The following is a 19,155-nucleotide window of genomic DNA, read 5'->3' on the forward strand; positions in this document are numbered from 1 at the left end:
TGTAAAATAACACTAATCGGATAATATTATAACACATCTTTGCTTTCACTTCAATCTACTCATCTCGAAATTTGCACTTTGTACACATAGCAAAAACACCCAGGACATAAATCCTGAGTGTCGAGCAAGAGAGTGGGCTTTGCCCCTCTCAATGACCCCCGGCAGACTGTGCATAAATTATAATTTTAATTAACCAATACTTTATTTATGCACAGTCTGCTGGGGGTTTTAAAATTCTATTTATCATATTCTTTCTGTTTTCTTGTTAAAAAGCCACAATTCTGTGGCTTTTTATTAATGTTAGGATAAAATAATAGATGCATCAAGTCAAAATCCCTCTACTAATAATCCCACTGACATTTCTTCATATCAACATGATCTTCATTCTTAAAAAATACACCTTCATCTAATAGCAAAAACCTTTGCTCCCTCCATCCTGGTACCAGCCTACCAGCATAATTGACTACACGATGACATGGATATTTACCATAAAATTCTGAATAGCTAAGAACCTTTCCAACAAGACGTGCATTTTTATCTCTGCCAATAAGTCTGGCAATTTGTCCATATGTAGCTACTTTTCCCTCTGGAATTTCCTCTACAACAGAAAGTATTTCATAAATTAATTCCTCATTAATAACTTTTTTCATATATTATTCACCTATAATATAAATCCTTAGTTTAAGATATTATTATATTTTAATATTTAGTTTTCACTTATTTTAAACAACTATTCAATTTATACAAGAGGTTGTCTTTAACTAAAAAGGAGAGCTAATATTAATTAGCTCTCCAAAAAACTTTTAAAAATAATTTAATTATATTGTATATTAAGCTATAGGTGCCATAAGAATTTTTCCAGTTCCACGATATACATTAACAAGCCCTTCACCTGAAACAGCTGATCCCACTAAACTTTTACTAGATTTCTCAACTCTAAAATCTAAAGATTTAGACCATGCAATAGCAAAATTACCATCAATTCTAACTTCATCATTTTCTAAACTAATTTCTATAAGTTCATCTCTTGGAACAGGACTTTCTAATACAGCTACACCTTGCCCCTCAAGACATAAATTAAATAATCCTTCCTTTCCAAGCATTGCTGAAGAAATATTAGTTCTTGCTACTACCTTCTGCTTAATTTTAGACTCACAAGCAAGGAAAAGGCCATCATCAAGCACTAAGCCATTCCAATCCCCAACCTCCTCAAGAAGTATATGCTTATAAGTAGGTTCTAGAACTAATAATCCACTTCCTTCATATTTAGGCTTAATTGCAGATTCCTTTGTTACTTTTGATGAAATAGCTTTACCAAAAAAATCTCCTATTCCTTTAACATCAGCTGCCATTTTTACACTTCCTGCTGTCCATTGCATTGCTCCAGCACTTATTGTATATGCATTCCCATTTAATTCAATTAAAACTTGTCTCTTTCTAACATTCATTTCTGAAGCAAAATATGCATTAATTGCACTTGCAGCATCAACACTTAAATCCTTTTTATATTCAAGAACTTTAACTCCACCTTTAGAAGAAATAACTTCTACATTTTTATTATCATATAAATTTTTACATGTAATCATGATACACCTCCATATATTAGTTATTAATTAATATATTTTTTAATAATTTTTCTTCCTAATTTATTAAATTTTCAAATTTATCAAGCTCATTATACCATATATAACCAGAAATACATGTATTTTTATTTCATACTCTAAAATATAACAAGCTAGACTCACTGATCTCAATACACGCTAATAAATCTGGCTTTTTGGTAGAGAAAGCAAGTAGCCCATCACTAAGCTACTGGCTTTTACTACTTTGTATAAAAAAATTTATCATGATTAATTGGATAATGGTATAATATATTATTTTCCTGAAAGTCTCTAGGATCATGCACAAAATCATTATACATAGTATAATCACCAACATTTATCTTATTTCTTTTAAATCCTTATACATTTCTATCATTTCTTCAACTAATGATTTGATTGTTTCTGCTGCCATCATTTGGTCTTCAGCATGCATAACTATTAAAGAAAATAAAATTATCTTCCCATACTAAATTCCACTTCTTATTTTCATCGGTGCTTTCTTGATTATTTCTCTGCATTGTATTTGCATATATATTACTAGAAACCCCTATATTAGTTATTGTTGTTGTAATAACTGTCGCTGCTAATACTTTAGCTAATAATCTTTTCATAAAATTTTCAATCCCCCTAAAATTAATATTTCTTTTGTTTGTTAAATAATAATTATTTTATTTGATGGAATAATATAGTTTTGATATACTATTTTAAAAAATACATTAGGAGGAAATAAAATGAGTGAAGAATATAGCTATAAAGAAGATGTAAGTTTATTTACAAACATCCTTTCTGAAGAAGCAGATAAATTATTATCTAATGAAGATTTAGTTATTGTATATATTGGTAGAGAAACATGCCCATACTGTCGTAAATTTGCTAAAAAGCTTAGTGGATTAGTTAGTGAAATCAATACAACTATTTATTATATAAATAGCGATAATTCATCTGATAATGGACTTAAATCATTTAGAGAAAAATATAATATTGTAACTGTTCCAGGTTTCATTGTCCGTAAGAATGGAGAAATTGAAGTTCGTTGCGATTCTTCAATGCCTGAAGATGAGATTTTAAAATTAACTTTCAATTAAACTTTAAAATAAAAATATAAAAAGCTCAAGAGCCTTAAACTCTTGAGCTTTTTACCTTTTTATTTTAATCTTCTTGTTTTATTTCATTCAATTTTGAATTTAAATCAAGTAATTGTTCCTTTGTAACCTTAACTTCAGCTGCACTAAGAAGAGTTGTAAGTCTAAGAACTGTAAAACTTCCAAGCATTTTCATCATAGGATTTGGATCATTGCTTTCTTTTTTATCGGCTCCCATCATACCTGACATTAGTGGATTGATAAAATCACTAAATATTTTGCTAGCTTCTTCTGACTCCATTATTTTAGATACTTTATCGTTAAGAGAGAAATATCCTTCTGGTGCAGTAACATCAAACCAGTTTAAAATTGCTCCCTTTTCTTTTAAACGATAATCTTCGTTGAAAGTTTCTACTTTACGAATAAAGCTTTCATCTTTACATTCACCAGCTATAGCTACTAAAGTAGTTTCCCCTGTATTAGGTACTTCAAAATAGAAGAAATGTTCAGGAGAACTTTGCTTACCAAGACTCTTACCATTAGCAAATAATTCTACTTCAGGTTGATTTGAATAAACTGTAACCTTAGTAGTTTCTTCTACTCTATCAACATATCTCTTACCACAGATGTGTACAAATGGTTCATTTGATAACCAAGCCTTATAAGCATAGAATGAATCCTTCTTATATTTACGATCAAAAGTAACTAATCCTTTATGATTTTGACCATTTTCTCCACCTTCATTACGAGAATCTGCACCAAAGTCAAACATATTCCATACATGTGTTGCCCATAAATATTTTCTTGTGAATAGTTGTTTAATTAATTCTTCATGATAATATGCTTGATATTCTTCTGTATAATCACCTTGTTCTGGATTAGATGTATGCCAGTTTAATGCTTCACAACCATATTCACTACATCCAATAGGGATATTGGGATATTTTTCATGGAAACTATCAAACCAAGGACCATTTTCAGATGTATCTCCTCCATACCATCCAAAATAATGGTTGTAAGATACCGTATCTGGAATTTGAACATATGGATCATCCATACTACACATAGATACGCAAGCCATTGTTGTAAGTCTTGTTTTATCCATTTCATGTGCTAAATCATTTAAAATTACATGATTTTCTCTTAAATCTTCAGTAGATTCTCCTGACATAGTTATTTCATTAGATAATCCCCATACTACAATTGATGGATGGTTATAATTTTGAATAATTAATTCTTTCATTTGTGAAATTGTATTTTCACGTCCATTTGGCATATGTGTAGAAATGTATGGAATTTCTGCCCATATAACCATACCTTTTTCATCACATAAATCATAGAAATATTGATCATGTTGATAATGAGCAAGACGAATTGTTGTAGCTCCCATTTCACATATCATATCCATGTCTTCTTCATGATGTTCTGGAAGTAATGCATTACCAATTCCCCATCTATCTTGATGACGAGATACACCTCTAAGAGGATATTCTTCACCATTTAATATAAATCCAAGTTCTGGATCTATTTTAAAAGTACGACATCCAAATCTAGTACTAACATTATCTAATACTTCTTCATCTTTTAAATATACTTCTGCTGTATATAAATATGGATCTTTTTTACCATGCCATAGGTGAACGTTTTCAATGTTAAAAATAACTTCTGTTTCTGAAGCAGCTGTTTCTTTATCAACAATTATATTTCCTTCGGCATCTTTTAATATATATACTAACCTTTGATTTTCCATAGCATTTTTTACAAATACCTCTACAGAAACCTTAGCATCTGTACCTATTACCTCTGGAGTTACCTTAATACCTGGTCCACCATAGTATTCTAAATCAAAATGTGAATTTTTTACTGCAATAATATTTACATCACGATAAATTCCACCATAGAATGTAAAGTCTGCATGTTGTGGATATACTCTATCATTTTGTGAATTATCTACTTCAACTACAAATAAGTTTTTATCTTCTAGTACATCAGTAATGTCTACTCTCCATGTAGAATAACCCCCATGGTGATCTGCTAATTTTTTCCCATTAACATAAACTGTTGCAGAAGAATTTGCTCCTAAAAATTCTAAATAATATTTATCACCCTTTGGTAAATCCACTTTTTCTAATTCTTTTGCATAATAAGCTGTTCCTCTATAAAGGTCATTTCCTCCATCTTGTCCATCAATATCATTCCAAGTATGAGGTAATGTAACCCAATACCATCTTTCCGGCATTACACTTGGTACTTCTGTAGCTTCTTTTGAAAATGCCCATTTATTATTAAAATTATAAATTGCCCTCATATGACTTTCCTCCTAAACCTTCACATTTAAATCAAATCTTCTCTTTAGAATTAATTTCCTTGATTTTATATAACTCCTTATAAAGTAAATCTAAATATCTTCTTATAAGTAGTATCTTAATTATATCAAAAAAAATCTTTTCTTTATTCACATATCCGTCTATAATATTTACATATCCGATATTTTTATTTTTTAGTAATTATAATTTTAAATTTTAATCATATAGAGGAGTCATATTTATGCAATTAGATATCGTAGATTTCGCAAAAAAATTACTTTCTAAATGTATTCCTGTTAAAGTTAGATATTTTGAAAAATTACAATTAGATTCTATTATTTTAGAAGATTATTCAAACTTTTCTTCTATGGTAGACTACCATCTTATTAAATGTTTAAAGCAATATTTAAAACAATGTAAAACTTCTACAATTACTAATGTTATTACACCATTTAACACACAATATCAAATATTGTGTATATCTAAAGAAAAAGATTCCCATCTTATTATAGGACCTTTTTTAGAAGATCCTATAAATGATAATTTATTTTTTTCTATTATGAATAACTTAAAACTTAACTTGGATTATACCTCCAAATTAAAAAGCTATTATCAATCTATCCCATATATTGATACAACAACTGTATTTGAAATTTTATCTACTATAAATGAATACACTACAGAAACTCCAATTGATTCTCATGTAAATACTATTGATTTAAGCAATCTCCCAAAGGAAAATTCTAGCTATAGTTTATTTGTAAAAAATATAAATCGTAACTCTATGTATAAAATAATTGAAAATAGATATGCTGATGAAGATAAGCTACTATCTTATATTGCAAGTGGTGATATAGCTCTTGCTCAATCTCATATTGAAAAAAACTCTCTAAAATGTTTAGAAATTATTCGTACTAAGGATTCAGTAAGGAACATGAAAAATCTATTATTAAGCGCTAATACTTTATTTCGTAAGGCTGCACATAGTGCGGGTATACACCCTATTTATTTAGATGAATTATCAGGGAAGTGGGCAATAAAAATAGAACATGCATTATCATTTGAAGAGCTTAATAATATTCAACAGCAAATAGTTAACTCTTATTGTCTTCTTACTAAAAAATATTCTCTTTCTAAATATTCACCAATTGTAAAACAAGCTATTGAATTTATTAATTTAAATCTTTCATCCAATATTACTGTAAAAAAAATTGCTTCTGAAATAGGGCTATCTCCTGATTATCTGACTCGTTTATTTAAAAAAGAATTAGGAGTTAATATCATAACTTATATAAATCAAAAAAGAATTTATACTTCTTTAAATCTACTAAAAACCACTAATTTATCTATTGAGGAAATTGCTGATTTAATTGGCTTAAATAATACTTCCTATTTTTATACTTTATTTAAAAAACAAATAGGAATGTCACCAAAAAAATATAGAACTAGTTTAAAATCTAATTAAAATATAAGTTTTTTCAAACTAAAAGCTCAAGAGTATATCACTTAACTCTTGAGCTTTTATATAACTACTTCAATTTTAATATTTTCTCTAAATTAAATAACTTTATAGAATTCTTATACATAATATTTTCGTAGTCTTCTTTACTTATCATATCTTTTAAGTCATTAAAATATTGTTGATATAATGATGGCTCTCCTTTAGGATTATGATGATAAGTATCAACTCCATCTATTGGATTATCACTACCAAATAATATTTTTTCACTACCAAAAGTTTTTATTGCTTTTATAACACTTTTTATTGGTACCCATGCTGTGTCACCATATAAATTAGGTAATTTTGAAATATAATTTATAGCATTTTCATTATCAGTTCCAAGTTCCATATGCCCCATAATAAAATTAACATTGGGATATTTAAGTGCCATATTATAAACTCTTTCTGGACTTGCTTCATCACATCCACCAGTATGTATAAGTACTGGAAGCTGTAACTCTTCTGCCAAATTTAAATATTCATATAAATTATTAGAATCAAATGCTAAATGTGAATGATATGGATGCATTTTTATTCCGCATATAATATCTAAATTATCTATTATATATTGTTTAAACTCACCACTTAATCTTTCACTTTCTGGTCTACTCCATGGCATTACCCCTATTTTATCTGGAAATCTTCTTGCAAAGTCTATACTTCTTTTTAATGATTCCATTTGACTATGTTGCATTTCTATTGGAACCTCTTTAAAATTATGATCATATCTTACAGATTCAGTATTTGAAACTATACTAAAATCTATTTTATACCTTTCCATAGATTCTAATACCATATCTTCAGTCATATCCCATCCTAATGCATAACCTATATGTACATGCATATCTATTCTCATTTTTACTCTCCCCTATCCACTACTAAAATATAATATCTAACTTTATATTAAACGTATTCATGTTTTATATTTGTAATTATATCCCTATCATTTTATCTTGTCCATAATTTTAAGAATATGCACTATCTAAAAAACAGCATGATTATTAAGTATGTTTTTTCTAGCTATTATAAAAAATCATCCTTGTCAAAACAAGGTGTGCAAGTTTCCCATATCTTTGTTTTAGGATGTAACCTTTCAATTTCATCCCACATTGCCTTACCAATACCTTTACTATGAGTGCTACATTTAACATAAATTGAATTATTATTCCTATTGGAAGAAAGAATATTTTAACTTAGCATAGATAAAACTATATTATACATAAATTTTGCTATATTAAGGAGGTATATTATTGAAAGCTATTGTATATGAAGGAGTTAAAAATGTAAATGTCCGTGATGTAGCTGATCCCACAATAAAAAAAAGTGATGATATTATTATTAAAGTTACATCTACTGCTATATGTGGTTCAGATCTTCATTTAATTCATGGAATGATTCCAAATCTTAAAAAGAACTCAATTTTAGGACATGAAACAATGGGCATAGTTGAAGAAATAGGTAATGACGTTACTAATTTAAAAAAGGGTGACAGAGTTGTTATTCCATTTCCAATATCTTGCGGTCACTGCTTTTATTGTAAACATGAGTTATACAGTCAATGTGATAACTCTAATGAATATGGTTCATGTGGTGGAATTTTTGGCTATAGTGATACTTTTGGTGGATATGATGGAGGTCAAGCTGAATATTTAAGAGTTCCCTATGCTAATGTGGGTCCTATAAAAATTCCAGAAGAATTATCTGATGAGCAAGTGCTTTTTCTTACTGATGTTCTACCAACATCTTACTGGGGTGTAGATAATGCAGGTGTTAAAAAAGGCGATACAGTTGTAGTTCTTGGTTGTGGACCTATAGGCCTATCTGTTATAAAATGGCTTATCTTAAAAAATGTAAATAGAATTATTGCAGTAGATAGAGTTGAATATAGACTTAATCATGCCGCTTCCTATAAAGGCGTTGAGACAATTAATTTTGAGGATTATGATGACACAGGAGAATATATAAGAGAAATTACTCATGGTGGTGCAGATGTTGTCATAGATTGCGTAGGAATGGATGGTGTAATGACTAAATTTGAAAAAGTTGAAACTTTATTAAAACTCCAAGGTGGATCAAAATCAGCAATTGAAATTTCATCTCAAGCCATTAGAAAAGGTGGAACTATTATGATGATTGGTGTTTATGGTGGAAGATATAATATGTTCCCATTAGGAGATTTCTTTTCTAAAAATATAACATTAAAAATGGGTCAATGTCCTGCTCAAGCTTATATGCCTAAAATTTTAGATATAATTAAAAAAGGTGATTATGACCCTACTGATATCATAACCCATAAACTTTCATTATCTGAAGGTAAGTATGCTTATGATATATTTGATGGTAAATTGGATAACTGTATCAAGGTAATATTAAAACCATAATTGTAGAAAAAATTTCAAAAAAATAGTAGCTGCATCTCACAATTGAAAAGCTACTATTTTTATTTTTATCTATACCCACATATTATACTCTCCTCAAATAAATTATTAGTTTCCTCACTACTAAAGCAACTTTAGTCTATACACACTATTTCTTATTTAATTAATTGTAGTTCTAAAAACCAAATGGAAAAAAGTATACTATTAAAATGATTTTTAATAAAGTGTTTAATTTAACCAAATTTTGTATTATAATTATTCTACTTGTAATTATTAATATAATCAAATAAAAAAAGGAAAAGATACCAATGAAGAAAAAATTCATAAAAACCATATGTAAACTATCTGTATTTGTATTTGCTGTTACATTAAGTTTTAACAAAGTTATTTTTGCAGATGAAAATTATGATTACAGCAATCCAATATATTCAGAAGGAATCAATGATACCTTTGTATATGACACAACAGATAGCGTTATAACAACTAAGACAGATATTCCACGTAGTTTACCACAAGTGACTGGACTTTATGATATAAGTAGCTATCCAATACCTTTAATTAATCAAGTTCCAGATGAAGCTACCTTTGAGCTAATAAAAGCCGAAAATAAAACAATTATGGACAAGGTAGAAGAAGACATTAAAAATGGAACATTAACAAAACATAAAGCAGCTGATGGCCAATTTTATGGTACTGTTCCAGATGATGCTTTAGGTGTTGAAAAGAAAATATATATTAACACTAATGTTAAAGGAACACATTCATTAGCATCATATGTTCCAGCTGGTGAAATAGCAACTGTAACATTAAATGATGAAGCTTTAAAATACGCTAAACAAGGAAAAATTAAAATTAGTGTTGGTATGACAATGGTCAATGCAGATGGATATGCTCATAATCATGGAACTGAAAACCGTATGCCATATTTAGGTAAAACCTTCTCCATTAGCGAAAAAGAAACTAAAGTAGGTACGCCTTTTGGGGGAATGGTCTTCATAGAGATTGCAGAGTCAATTCCTTCAGGAGCAAATATTGAAGTAGATATCAAGGGCGTAGTTGACACACCTTATTATGATTTAGGTAAAACAACTGCTGAAGAATGGCAAGTAGCCAAAGATGCACCTGGTATATTTGCCGAAATAAGAACTCCTTATTTAAGATTTATATTACCTGCCAAATTTATTCGTAATATTGAAGATCCATATAAAGCTGCAGTATTTTGGACAAATGTAGCAGCCTTAAGCTCTAATGCAATGGGCCTTGAAAAAAGAACTACACCAATGACTCTTACTTTCGACCAATACATAACTGCTGGTCTAGCATATGCAAGTGTAGGTGCATGGACATGTAATTTACCTCCAGAATGGGCAAAAGATGCATTTAATTATGATGGTCTAATGAAAAATGGAAACTGGGGACTAATACATGAAATAAATCACCATTATCAAAGGAGATACAGTGGATATTCTGATGAATGGGGCCTTGGAAATGATTTTACTGAAATAACTAATAATGCTTTAAGTGCTGCATCATATATTTTATATACTAATATAGCAGCTTCTAGAGGTGAAGAAGGAACTTATGATTGGAATAAGGTTGCAGATCCTTATAGTAGCTTAAAGCAACAAATATTTGAAGGTGTTAAGTACTATCCTGGTGTACCGAATATAGGTAACTTTATGTTTAGTACGTTTGCTCATGAAATTGGACCAATAAACTATGTTAATGTTATTAAGTCAACTTATGAGGGAGGTACTTTTAACGGAATATACATTCCACCATATGATTATAAGCTTGAAAGTGAAGGTAAACTGAAGAGAGAAGATAGATATGATGATATGGCATATAGATTTTGTGTGGCTGGTGGACGTGATTATACATGGTATATACAAAAGGAATTACGTTGGCCATTAAAGCAAGAAACAATTAATAAGATAAAAGCCCTTGGATATGATGAGATTATTCCAGTACAAAGTGTATATGCAATGGGTGAAGTAGGAAGAGAAACAGGTAGACCTTTCTATATTCCATCTAGTGGTTATACATTTGACTTCCAGAAAAGTTTAGTTTCACCTGGTAATGTAACTGTAATAGATGTATCACAGCCAAAATATGGAGCCTTACAATTAAGAACTGATGGTAAATATGATTACTTAGCTAGTACATCAATGCCTGAAAATGCACTAGATGAATTTGTATTAACAGTTAGAGTTGAAAAAGATGGAATTGTTCATGATACTAAATTAAACTGTACTATAGCTCTAGATTATAATGCTAGTGTTGTAGAGCATTTTGATATACTTAAATGGGATATTTATGAAGCCTTAGAGGCTTTAAAGACAAGCACTCCATATGGAACCTCAACATCAACTGGAATGAGAATTGATTCAGCAGAAGGTGATAAATTATCTAGAAGTAATGGGTACTTTATGGTAGATGAAGATGGTGAATATGAATTCCAAGCTTTTGGAGATGATAGAGCTGCTTTTCAGTTACATTTAGATAATAAATCTATACTACAATCTATAACTAATGATTATGCAAAGACTGCTGATGATGCATTTAAGCTTTCTCAACAATTTGATAGTAATGACAACGCTAAATCAACTAGCTTTACTGTAAAATTAGAAGCTAATAAAGTTTATTCATATACATTAGTAGCTAAAAATACTGGAGGTATAGGCTGGGCTGATGTAAATATTAGAAAAACTTCTGGCGACACTAGTTGGAAATCAATAACTAAGGTTTATTCTAAGTTAGATGATGTAGGTAAAACTACAGATAGAAACTATATCATGCCAGATCCTGAGTATATTAGACCATCAATTTTAGCAACAGCAGATGAAACTACAGTAAAAGGATTAACAGTTATTAGTACTCCACAAGGAGTTATTCCTAATAATGATCCAAACTCTCTTAATGAAGGTATTAAAGAAAATATAGTTGACGGAGATATAAATACATATTTCCACTCATCTTATGATAATTCTAATAAAACACCTTTTCCACATGAATATATATTTGATTTAGGTGGAGAAAAATCTTTTAATAATCTAGAAATATATACACGTACATATGACCATGTTGGTGTAATAGGAGATTATGAAATATTTATAGCAGATGAGTATGATGGAGATAAAACTGTTTGGACACAGATAGCTGATGATAAAACAAGAAAAGGTAATTCAAAGGCCCTTGCAGACATAAAAATATCATTACCACAAACAACCGCTAAATATTTAAAAATTAGAGCTTTAAATAATAGAGATGGCTATGATATAACAATAGTTGCAGAAGTAAAGTTATCAAATAAAACAAATGTTAAAAATGTAATAGCTCAAGACTCTAGCTTTATACAATATGAAGGAGATTGGGTAAAACATTCTAATGGAGCTTTTATAAATGGTGCAACATACAATACAACTACTGGTTACTTTATGTATTGTTTTGAAGGAAATGAAAGTAATATATACGTAACTAAAGATGTTGAAGTAGAAATTAGAGTTGATGGTGGTAAGTGGGAAAAAGTTAAATTAACAGGATCACTAAGGGAGCCTTCAATTACATTAAATATGCAAAGCCAAGGTAAGCATGTGGTAGAAGTTCGTGCTATAAATGAAGAAATAGCTCTTAATATGATATCTACAGATGGTATCTTTTATAAAGGAAAAGCTCCTGCTAAATCAAATCCACCTGTTATACATGGTGCTGATAATATAAAAATAGGAGTTGGACAAGTTGATACATTCGATAAGATGAATGGTGTTAGCTACAGTGATGATATTGATACAACTGGATTACAAATAAATGTAACTGGGGAATTAGATAAGCCTACTCCAGGAACAAATAAAGAATATACATTAACTTATACTGTAACTGATAGTGATAGAAACACTACAACTGTAGATAGAATAGTAACAGTAACAAATCAATTACCAGTAATAACTGGATTAGATGATATAGTAATAAATGAAGGTGAAGGTAATGGATTTGATTTTGCTAATGGAGTAAGTGTAACAGATTTAGAAGATGGAGATTTAATAAAATCACTACAATTACCTACACTGGACTTAAGTAGCTTAACTGAAGGAAATTATTCTGTAAAATATGAAGTAACAGATAGCGATAATAACACTGTTATAGCTGAAAGAAAAATAATAGTATTGTCAAATTAAGTTAATGATGAAACAAAACCAGGAGAAACTCCTGATATGCCAGAAACACCTGATACTCCTGTGGAGAAACCTGAAGGAACTCCTAATGTACCAGTAACACCTGATACTCCAGTAGAAAAACCGGAAGAAGCTCCTGATGTATCAGAAATACCTGGATCCTCAGATGAAACTTCTGATAATACAAATAGTAATAATGAAACTAATAAAAATCCAGAAAAGCTTCCTTCAACAGGAAATGTATTATCAAATTATGTAGTTGTTTTAGGCTCATTACTATTAGTAGCATTAGGATTAGTTTTAACAAAAAGAAAAATTACAAGTTCTAAATAAAATATAAAAAGAGAATTGGATATATAATCTAATTCTCTTTTTATCACTTGATAACTATTAAGATATTTTATAATTCTTAATAACACTATACTCTCTCCTAAAACTATATTAAGGCTACAAGGTGCCATAAGAATTTTTCCTGTTCCAGTATATACTTTAATCATATATTATTAATATTTATATTTTTCATAAATTATCCCTTCTCTAAGTCCTATAGCACTTATAATATACTTTTCTGAATCAAAATACTTAAGTATTACTAAAATAGCTCCAAGAGGTGCTGCAAATATTTCAGCTCTCTTTTTTGATAACCCCTTAAAATTACTTCTTTCTTTTATAGGTAATTTTAAAAACTCAGCATATATTTTAGAAATCTCATCTCTTGTCATACTATAATTATGAAGTAATTCTTTAGGGTAATCTTCATTACCTTTAGATACTCTACCTATATGTTTTGCAATACCACCAATTCCAATTACATTTAAGTTATTATTTTTCTTCAACCATGATATTTCTTGCAATCTATCATAAATAAATTTATTAAGCTCAATCTCCATTTCCTTACTTTCAAGATTATTAAACATTTTAGTAAGAGGAATACTTCCTAGTGGTAAGCTTATTGTTTCTTTAAATTCCCCATTTTCCATAAGTGTGATTTCCATACTAGATCCACCTAAATCCAATAAAACAGCATTTTTCTCTAACATTGAATTTTTAATTGCTAAATATCCATACTTAGCCTCTTCCAGTCCAGATAAAATATTTACCTCTAATCCTAAATCCAATTTAATTTTATTGCATACATCATACTTATTTATAGATCTTCTAATAGCTTCTGTTGCAACAACATATATTTCTAAGACTTCATATCTTTTGCATATATCCTTAAATACTTTTAATACTTTAAGAAGTATATTTAATCCACTTTCACTTAAATAATCATCTTCTCTTAAATAACTACCTAATCTAATTGTCCTCTTTGCTTCATTTATTACTTTAAATGTTGAATCTCCCTTTATTCTATAAATTATTAATCTTACTGAATTAGATCCAATATCTATTATTGCTCTTCTCTCCACCTTACTCACCCCTTAATTAACATTTTAAACCTTTCCTCATCTGATATAAATTTTTTTTTACTTTTATTAAATTTTATAATATTATATTTAATTTTATTTCTTATAAACAAAATTAAATATAAGTATATTAAAAATGATAGTTAAACGTTTCCTTATTATCTTTTTTAATAATAATTTAACTTTTTTTGTTAAATTATTATTTTTGTTTTTACTTTATTGACGTTTTATTATTACTTATCTATAATTACTAATATATTGTAATTTATCAATATTTTGTAAATTATATTTAATTTTTAAAAGGGGGCTTTTATAATGAACGGATTAACTATAGTAGGACTAGCAATATTAGTTTTAGCTATTGCTTATGTTACCTATGGAAGATATCTTGCTAAGACTTGGGGAATTGATCCAAATGCAAAAACACCTGCTTATACAAAGGAAGATGGCGAAGACTTTATTCCTACTCCAAAAGCTGTAGTATTTTCACATCAATTTTCATCAATTGCAGGGGCTGGACCTGTAACAGGACCAATTATAGCTGCAATGTTTGGTTGGGTACCAGTTTTATTATGGTTACTAATTGGCGGAATATTCTTTGGAGCAGTACATGATTTTGCTGCTTTATACGCATCTGTTAAAAATGAAGGTAAATCAATTGGAGGCTTAATTGAACAATATATCGGTAAAACAGGAAGGAAATTTTTCTTTTTATTTGCTTGGATATTTACTTTACTAGTAATTGCAGCTTTTTCTGATATAGTCGCTAATACATTTAATGGAATAGCTCAAGATGGTTCTTTACTTACACCAAATGCATCAGCTGCATCAATTTCAATGCTATTTATAATAGTTGCAATGATTTTTGGAGTTTTTATTAAATATAAAAACCCAAGTCAAAGTTTACAATTTATAATCGGAGTTGTTCTTTTAGTAGCTATGCTAGCTGTAGGAATAGCATTTCCTCTATATTTTGATAAAACAACTTGGTTAATAGTAACTTTTGCTTATCTTTTCTTAGCATCAATTACTCCAATGTGGCTATTAATGCAACCAAGAGATTACTTAAGTACATTTTTGTTACTTGCAATGATTATTGGTGCTGTTTTAGGTGTTGTAGTAGCTAAACCTGAAATGAACCTACCTGCATTTGTAGGATTTGAAGTAGATGGAAAGTTCTTATTTCCAACATTATTTATAACAATTGCTTGTGGTGCCGTTTCTGGATTCCATAGTTTAGTTTCATCTGAAACTTCATCTAAACAAGTAAAAAATGAAAAAGATATGCTAAGTATAGGCTATGGTGCTATGCTTATTGAATCTTTATTAGGTGTAATTGCTCTTGTTGTAGTAGGTGCTGCTGCTGTTGGAGGAAAGATGCCTGAGGGAACTCCTTTTGCTATATTTTCAAGCAATGTTGCTGGTTTCTTAGGTCTTTTAGGAATTCCAGAACATATTGCTAATTGTATAATGACAATGTGTGTATCAGCATTAGCACTAACCTCTTTAGACTCTGTTGCACGTATTGGCCGTATGTCTCTTCAAGAATTATTTAAAGATGATTCTAAAGAAGCTACTGGAATTTCTAAATTAATGACAAATAAATATTTTGCAACAATTCTTACTTTAGCAATAGGACTTATCCTTTCACTTGGTGGATACAATAACGTTTGGCCATTATTCGGAGCAGCTAATCAATTATTATCTGCATTAGTATTAATTACTCTTGCTGTATTCTTAAAAAGTACTAAAAGAAAAGGCTTTATGTTATGGGCTCCTATGATTGTAATGTTATCTGTAACATTTACAGCATTAGTACAAGCTATTTTAGGTATTATTAAAAAAATAACTGTAGGTCAATTTGTATTTCTTACTGATGGATTACAATTAATATTTGCAATTCTACTAATATGTTTAGGATTTATGGTTGCAGTTTCTTGCTTTAAAAAATTATTTAAAAAAGATTCTAAAAATAATGTAGTTACAACTAATTAAAATAATTAAAAAGGAGCTGTATCAGATTGAATTAATAAATTCAGTCTGAATACAGCTCCACATTTTACTTATCAAATATTTAATAAAACTTTATTTCTTTAATCCTTTAGAAACTGCATATTCTAACATTAATACAACTAATGCTAAAATCGATAATATAGGGTTAGGAAATCCTCCTAATTGTTGGAACGTAAAAAAATCTGCTAAGAAAAATATCCATATTATAGCTGTAATAATATGCAATATGACTCTTGGCCACTTTTTACTCATGAAATTCATAAAAGGACCCTTTGCTTTTATGTTATTTTCTTCTTTAATAACTTTTTTATTTCTTATACTACTTGATTTTTTATTTACTGTTTTATTCTTACGTTTCTTACTTTTTGCCATTATATTGCCTCACTTCTCAGTTCATACTTTAATGAGTTAATTATATAATTTTTATAGGTATTTTAAAAGGCAAAATATTCTCACTTATTAACACTGCTCTACCAAAATATATATAGTAAAATGCTTTTACTCTATACTTTTTAAATATTCTACAAACTGACGAGCAATTCTGCCTGAACGTCCTCCCCTTGACATAGCATGTTGTTCTGCTAACATATCAACATTTTCAATTTTTTTAACTTTATATTCCTCAAGCAATCCATGTATAATATCTAGATATTCCTTTTTATTTGGCTTTGAAAAACAAATAGACAATCCGAAACGATCTGATAATGAAATTTGCTCTTGGATTGTTTCATTTCTATGAATATCATCACCTTGACGTTCTGAAAATGATTCTTGAACTAAATGACGTCTATTACTTGTTGCATAAATAACAACATTTGATGTTTTAGCTGTTACAGAACCTTCTAAAATTGCTTTTAATGCACCTATTTCTTCATTATTCTTTGAAAAGGATAAATCATCAATAAATAAAATAAATTTCAATGGATTATTTGCAAGCTCTTGAATAAGCTTTGGAATTTCAAGTAAGTCACCTTTTCTAACTTCAATCATTCTTAACCCTTCATTAGCATATTCATTTACAATTGCCTTTACTGTAGATGATTTACCAGTTCCAGCATCACCATATAAAAGAACATTAGCTGCTGGCTTTCCTTTTATAAATGCATATGTGTTATCTATAATCCTCTTTCTCTCTCTTTCATAACCAATATGACTTGATAGTCTAATATTATCAGGATATTTCACAGGAGCAACCTTTCCATTATCATAAGTAAACATTATATTATTTGAATAAATACCATAACCAACTGTAAATAACTTTTCCATTCTTTCTTCATACATTTTATTAAAATCATATTCTGTATTTATTGACCATTCTGCCATGAATCCATTATATTCAATTTCACTTCTTATATCCTGTGATGTTATTGTGGCAATATCCTGCAATGTTTGTAATTCATGTTTTACACATTGTGCAAGCATATTAGAAATTATTTCTTTACTAGCTAGTTTATGAACATATATATTTTCATTAAATATAATAAGCTTCCATATATAATCAGAAAAATTTTCACTTTTTTCGAATAGCTTACGTGTAAAATTACTGTATTCTTCAACTTTTTTAATATCACTTTTTTCTTTAATATCTATCATATTAAGAAATGCCTTCATAACATCATCTTCTAATATATTATTAAATACTACAAATGATTTAGCCTTCATATTTATTTGTTCTAATTTTTTCATATAATAACCCCCAATTTTTGCTTCTTATAAAATGGCCCCTATTTTGCTTCTGTAAGTTAATATTTAAATATAATTTTCTCCATTTATACATTATTGTTAAATCTTCCACATGGGTATTTGCATAAACATCTGAATAATCAGTCCCAAAATCATAAGATTTTCCACTGCCCCTTTGATCATAATGAACAATTGTAAAATTCTGTTCTAATAAATTCTGATACTTTCTCACATATGGTATTTCTGAACAACATGGCCCACCATGTACCAATCTTTAATCTTTGAAGTTCTGGTTTCAAAAATTGCAATACAACTATTAAACCAATAAATACAAACGTAAAAACCCAATCTCCAATTGAATTGTCTGTTGGTTTACTATCAATAATCTTTATGAATTCAAGAAACTTAAAACTTGACGATTAAAATCCTTTGCTTCTTCATACGCCATGTGTCCAAGGCCCTTAAGTATTATTAATTTGCTATATGGTATTCTTTCAGCAATTTCCTCTGATGAGTTTTTTCCCACTACCTTATCACTGTCACCACCTATCACTAATGTTTTACACTTTATCCTCTCCAGTTCATTATATGAATCATGGTGAATGCAAGCATTTGCCTGTATTATAAATCTACTAAAATCTTTTGGTTTTCCTATTCTACTAAGAATAGGGTATAGTAGCCTGTATTTTTTTATATTCTTATCACTATATGATTTTTCAACTGTATCAATAACTATACCTTTATAATTGTTTACTTCAGCCATGGCTATCCAATTGCTAACAACACTCTGCACCGTTGCATTTTGTCTGGATACTGTTACAGCTAAAACCAGCTTATCAAGCAACTCTGGGTAATCAATAGCAATGTATTGAGCAATCATTCCACCTTGGGAAACCCCTATTATAGAAGCTTTGGAAATCCCAAGTTTTTTCATTACCTCTACCTGGTCTTTAGCCATATCTTTTGTAGAATAACCTTCCTCTAGTTGATTTTTTCGACTAAAAACATAT

General features: G+C 29.2%; 17 protein-coding genes and 1 pseudogene. 6 read left to right on the forward strand and 12 right to left on the reverse strand.

Annotated features, from left to right (window positions below; genetic code table 11):
- Positions 1-341: 341 nt before the first annotated feature.
- The 5 genes and pseudogenes from Q0G30_RS12135 to Q0G30_RS12155 all read right to left on the reverse strand — a co-directional run bounded on the left by Q0G30_RS12135 (position 342) and on the right by Q0G30_RS12155 (position 2,212).
- Positions 342-650 (reverse strand): MGMT family protein, encoded by a 309-nt coding sequence (locus Q0G30_RS12135; protein ID WP_294390393.1) that lies wholly within the window; start codon positions 648-650, stop codon positions 342-344.
- A 180-nt stretch (positions 651-830) separates the two neighbouring features.
- Positions 831-1,586, reverse strand: coding sequence for an AIM24 family protein (locus Q0G30_RS12140; protein WP_294390396.1), 756 nt, complete (start codon positions 1,584-1,586; stop codon positions 831-833).
- A 254-nt stretch (positions 1,587-1,840) separates the two neighbouring features.
- Positions 1,841-1,942 (reverse strand): annotated as a pseudogene (locus Q0G30_RS12145) (acetyltransferase); the annotation flags it as partial.
- Positions 1,939-2,034 (reverse strand): PTS lactose/cellobiose transporter subunit IIA, encoded by a 96-nt coding sequence (locus Q0G30_RS12150; RefSeq protein ID WP_366013998.1) that lies wholly within the window; start codon positions 2,032-2,034, stop codon positions 1,939-1,941. The pseudogene Q0G30_RS12145 and the gene Q0G30_RS12150, both read right to left, overlap by 4 nt.
- Complete coding sequence (locus tag Q0G30_RS12155) at positions 2,024-2,212, reverse strand: hypothetical protein (RefSeq protein ID WP_294390398.1); 189 nt, start codon at positions 2,210-2,212, stop codon at positions 2,024-2,026. Before Q0G30_RS12155 ends, Q0G30_RS12150 begins: the two co-directional genes overlap by 11 nt.
- 120 nt (positions 2,213-2,332) lie before the next feature.
- Here Q0G30_RS12155 and Q0G30_RS12160 point away from each other — a divergent pair, with 120 nt between their 5' ends.
- Positions 2,333-2,686 carry a DUF6568 family protein gene (locus tag Q0G30_RS12160; protein WP_294390401.1) on the forward strand — a complete coding sequence of 118 codons (354 nt, stop codon included), beginning with the start codon at positions 2,333-2,335 and terminating at the stop codon, positions 2,684-2,686.
- Positions 2,687-2,750: 64 nt separating this feature from the next.
- Here Q0G30_RS12160 and Q0G30_RS12165 read toward each other — a convergent pair whose 3' ends face one another.
- Entirely contained in the window at positions 2,751-4,991 is a 2,241-nt protein-coding gene (locus Q0G30_RS12165) for a glycoside hydrolase family 2 TIM barrel-domain containing protein (protein WP_294390404.1), read from the reverse strand.
- A gap of 239 nt (positions 4,992-5,230) precedes the next feature.
- Here Q0G30_RS12165 and Q0G30_RS12170 point away from each other — a divergent pair, with 239 nt between their 5' ends.
- Positions 5,231-6,454, forward strand: a complete 1,224-nt coding sequence (locus Q0G30_RS12170; protein WP_294390407.1) for an AraC family transcriptional regulator — start codon at positions 5,231-5,233, stop codon at positions 6,452-6,454.
- A 64-nt stretch (positions 6,455-6,518) separates the two neighbouring features.
- Here the strand turns inward: Q0G30_RS12170 and Q0G30_RS12175 are convergent, their stop codons facing one another.
- A complete protein-coding gene (locus tag Q0G30_RS12175; RefSeq protein ID WP_294390411.1) occupies positions 6,519-7,346 on the reverse strand; it encodes an amidohydrolase family protein in 828 nt (275 codons plus the stop codon).
- 394 nt (positions 7,347-7,740) lie between these two features.
- On the opposite strand from Q0G30_RS12175, the gene Q0G30_RS12180 reads away from it, so the two are divergent.
- The 3 genes from Q0G30_RS12180 (at position 7,741) to Q0G30_RS12190 (ending at position 13,373) form a co-directional block, all read left to right on the forward strand.
- Positions 7,741-8,871 (forward strand): zinc-dependent alcohol dehydrogenase, encoded by a 1,131-nt coding sequence (locus Q0G30_RS12180; RefSeq protein WP_294390416.1) that lies wholly within the window; start codon positions 7,741-7,743, stop codon positions 8,869-8,871.
- A 305-nt stretch (positions 8,872-9,176) separates the two neighbouring features.
- Positions 9,177-13,043, forward strand: a complete 3,867-nt coding sequence (locus Q0G30_RS12185; RefSeq protein WP_294390419.1) for a M60 family metallopeptidase — start codon at positions 9,177-9,179, stop codon at positions 13,041-13,043.
- A 36-nt stretch (positions 13,044-13,079) separates the two neighbouring features.
- Positions 13,080-13,373 carry an LPXTG cell wall anchor domain-containing protein gene (locus Q0G30_RS12190; protein ID WP_294390421.1) on the forward strand — a complete coding sequence of 98 codons (294 nt, stop codon included), beginning with the start codon at positions 13,080-13,082 and terminating at the stop codon, positions 13,371-13,373.
- A gap of 170 nt (positions 13,374-13,543) precedes the next feature.
- On the opposite strand, the gene Q0G30_RS12195 is transcribed toward Q0G30_RS12190, so the two are convergent.
- Positions 13,544-14,452 carry a Ppx/GppA family phosphatase gene (locus tag Q0G30_RS12195; RefSeq protein ID WP_195468894.1) on the reverse strand — a complete coding sequence of 303 codons (909 nt, stop codon included), beginning with the start codon at positions 14,450-14,452 and terminating at the stop codon, positions 13,544-13,546.
- A gap of 312 nt (positions 14,453-14,764) precedes the next feature.
- Between Q0G30_RS12195 and Q0G30_RS12200 the strand changes: the two genes are divergently transcribed.
- Positions 14,765-16,444: a carbon starvation protein A gene (locus tag Q0G30_RS12200; RefSeq protein ID WP_294390424.1), complete on the forward strand. Its 1,680-nt coding sequence runs from the start codon at positions 14,765-14,767 to the stop codon at positions 16,442-16,444.
- Positions 16,445-16,534: 90 nt separating this feature from the next.
- Here Q0G30_RS12200 and Q0G30_RS12205 read toward each other — a convergent pair whose 3' ends face one another.
- From Q0G30_RS12205 to Q0G30_RS12220, 4 genes are all read right to left on the reverse strand, one after another.
- Entirely contained in the window at positions 16,535-16,834 is a 300-nt protein-coding gene (locus Q0G30_RS12205) for a hypothetical protein (RefSeq protein WP_195468900.1), read from the reverse strand.
- 126 nt (positions 16,835-16,960) lie between these two features.
- Positions 16,961-18,148 carry an ATP-binding protein gene (locus Q0G30_RS12210; protein WP_294390426.1) on the reverse strand — a complete coding sequence of 396 codons (1,188 nt, stop codon included), beginning with the start codon at positions 18,146-18,148 and terminating at the stop codon, positions 16,961-16,963.
- Positions 18,114-18,416: a hypothetical protein gene (locus Q0G30_RS12215; protein WP_294390429.1), complete on the reverse strand. Its 303-nt coding sequence runs from the start codon at positions 18,414-18,416 to the stop codon at positions 18,114-18,116. The genes Q0G30_RS12210 and Q0G30_RS12215 overlap by 35 nt, the downstream gene beginning before the upstream one ends.
- Before the next feature lie 117 nt (positions 18,417-18,533).
- Positions 18,534-19,155 (reverse strand): alpha/beta hydrolase (locus Q0G30_RS12220; RefSeq protein ID WP_294390432.1); only part of this gene is annotated, 622 nt, incomplete at its 5' end.

It is taken from the genome of uncultured Clostridium sp., from assembly GCF_934754925.1.
GTDB lineage: Bacteria > Bacillota > Clostridia > Clostridiales > Clostridiaceae > Clostridium.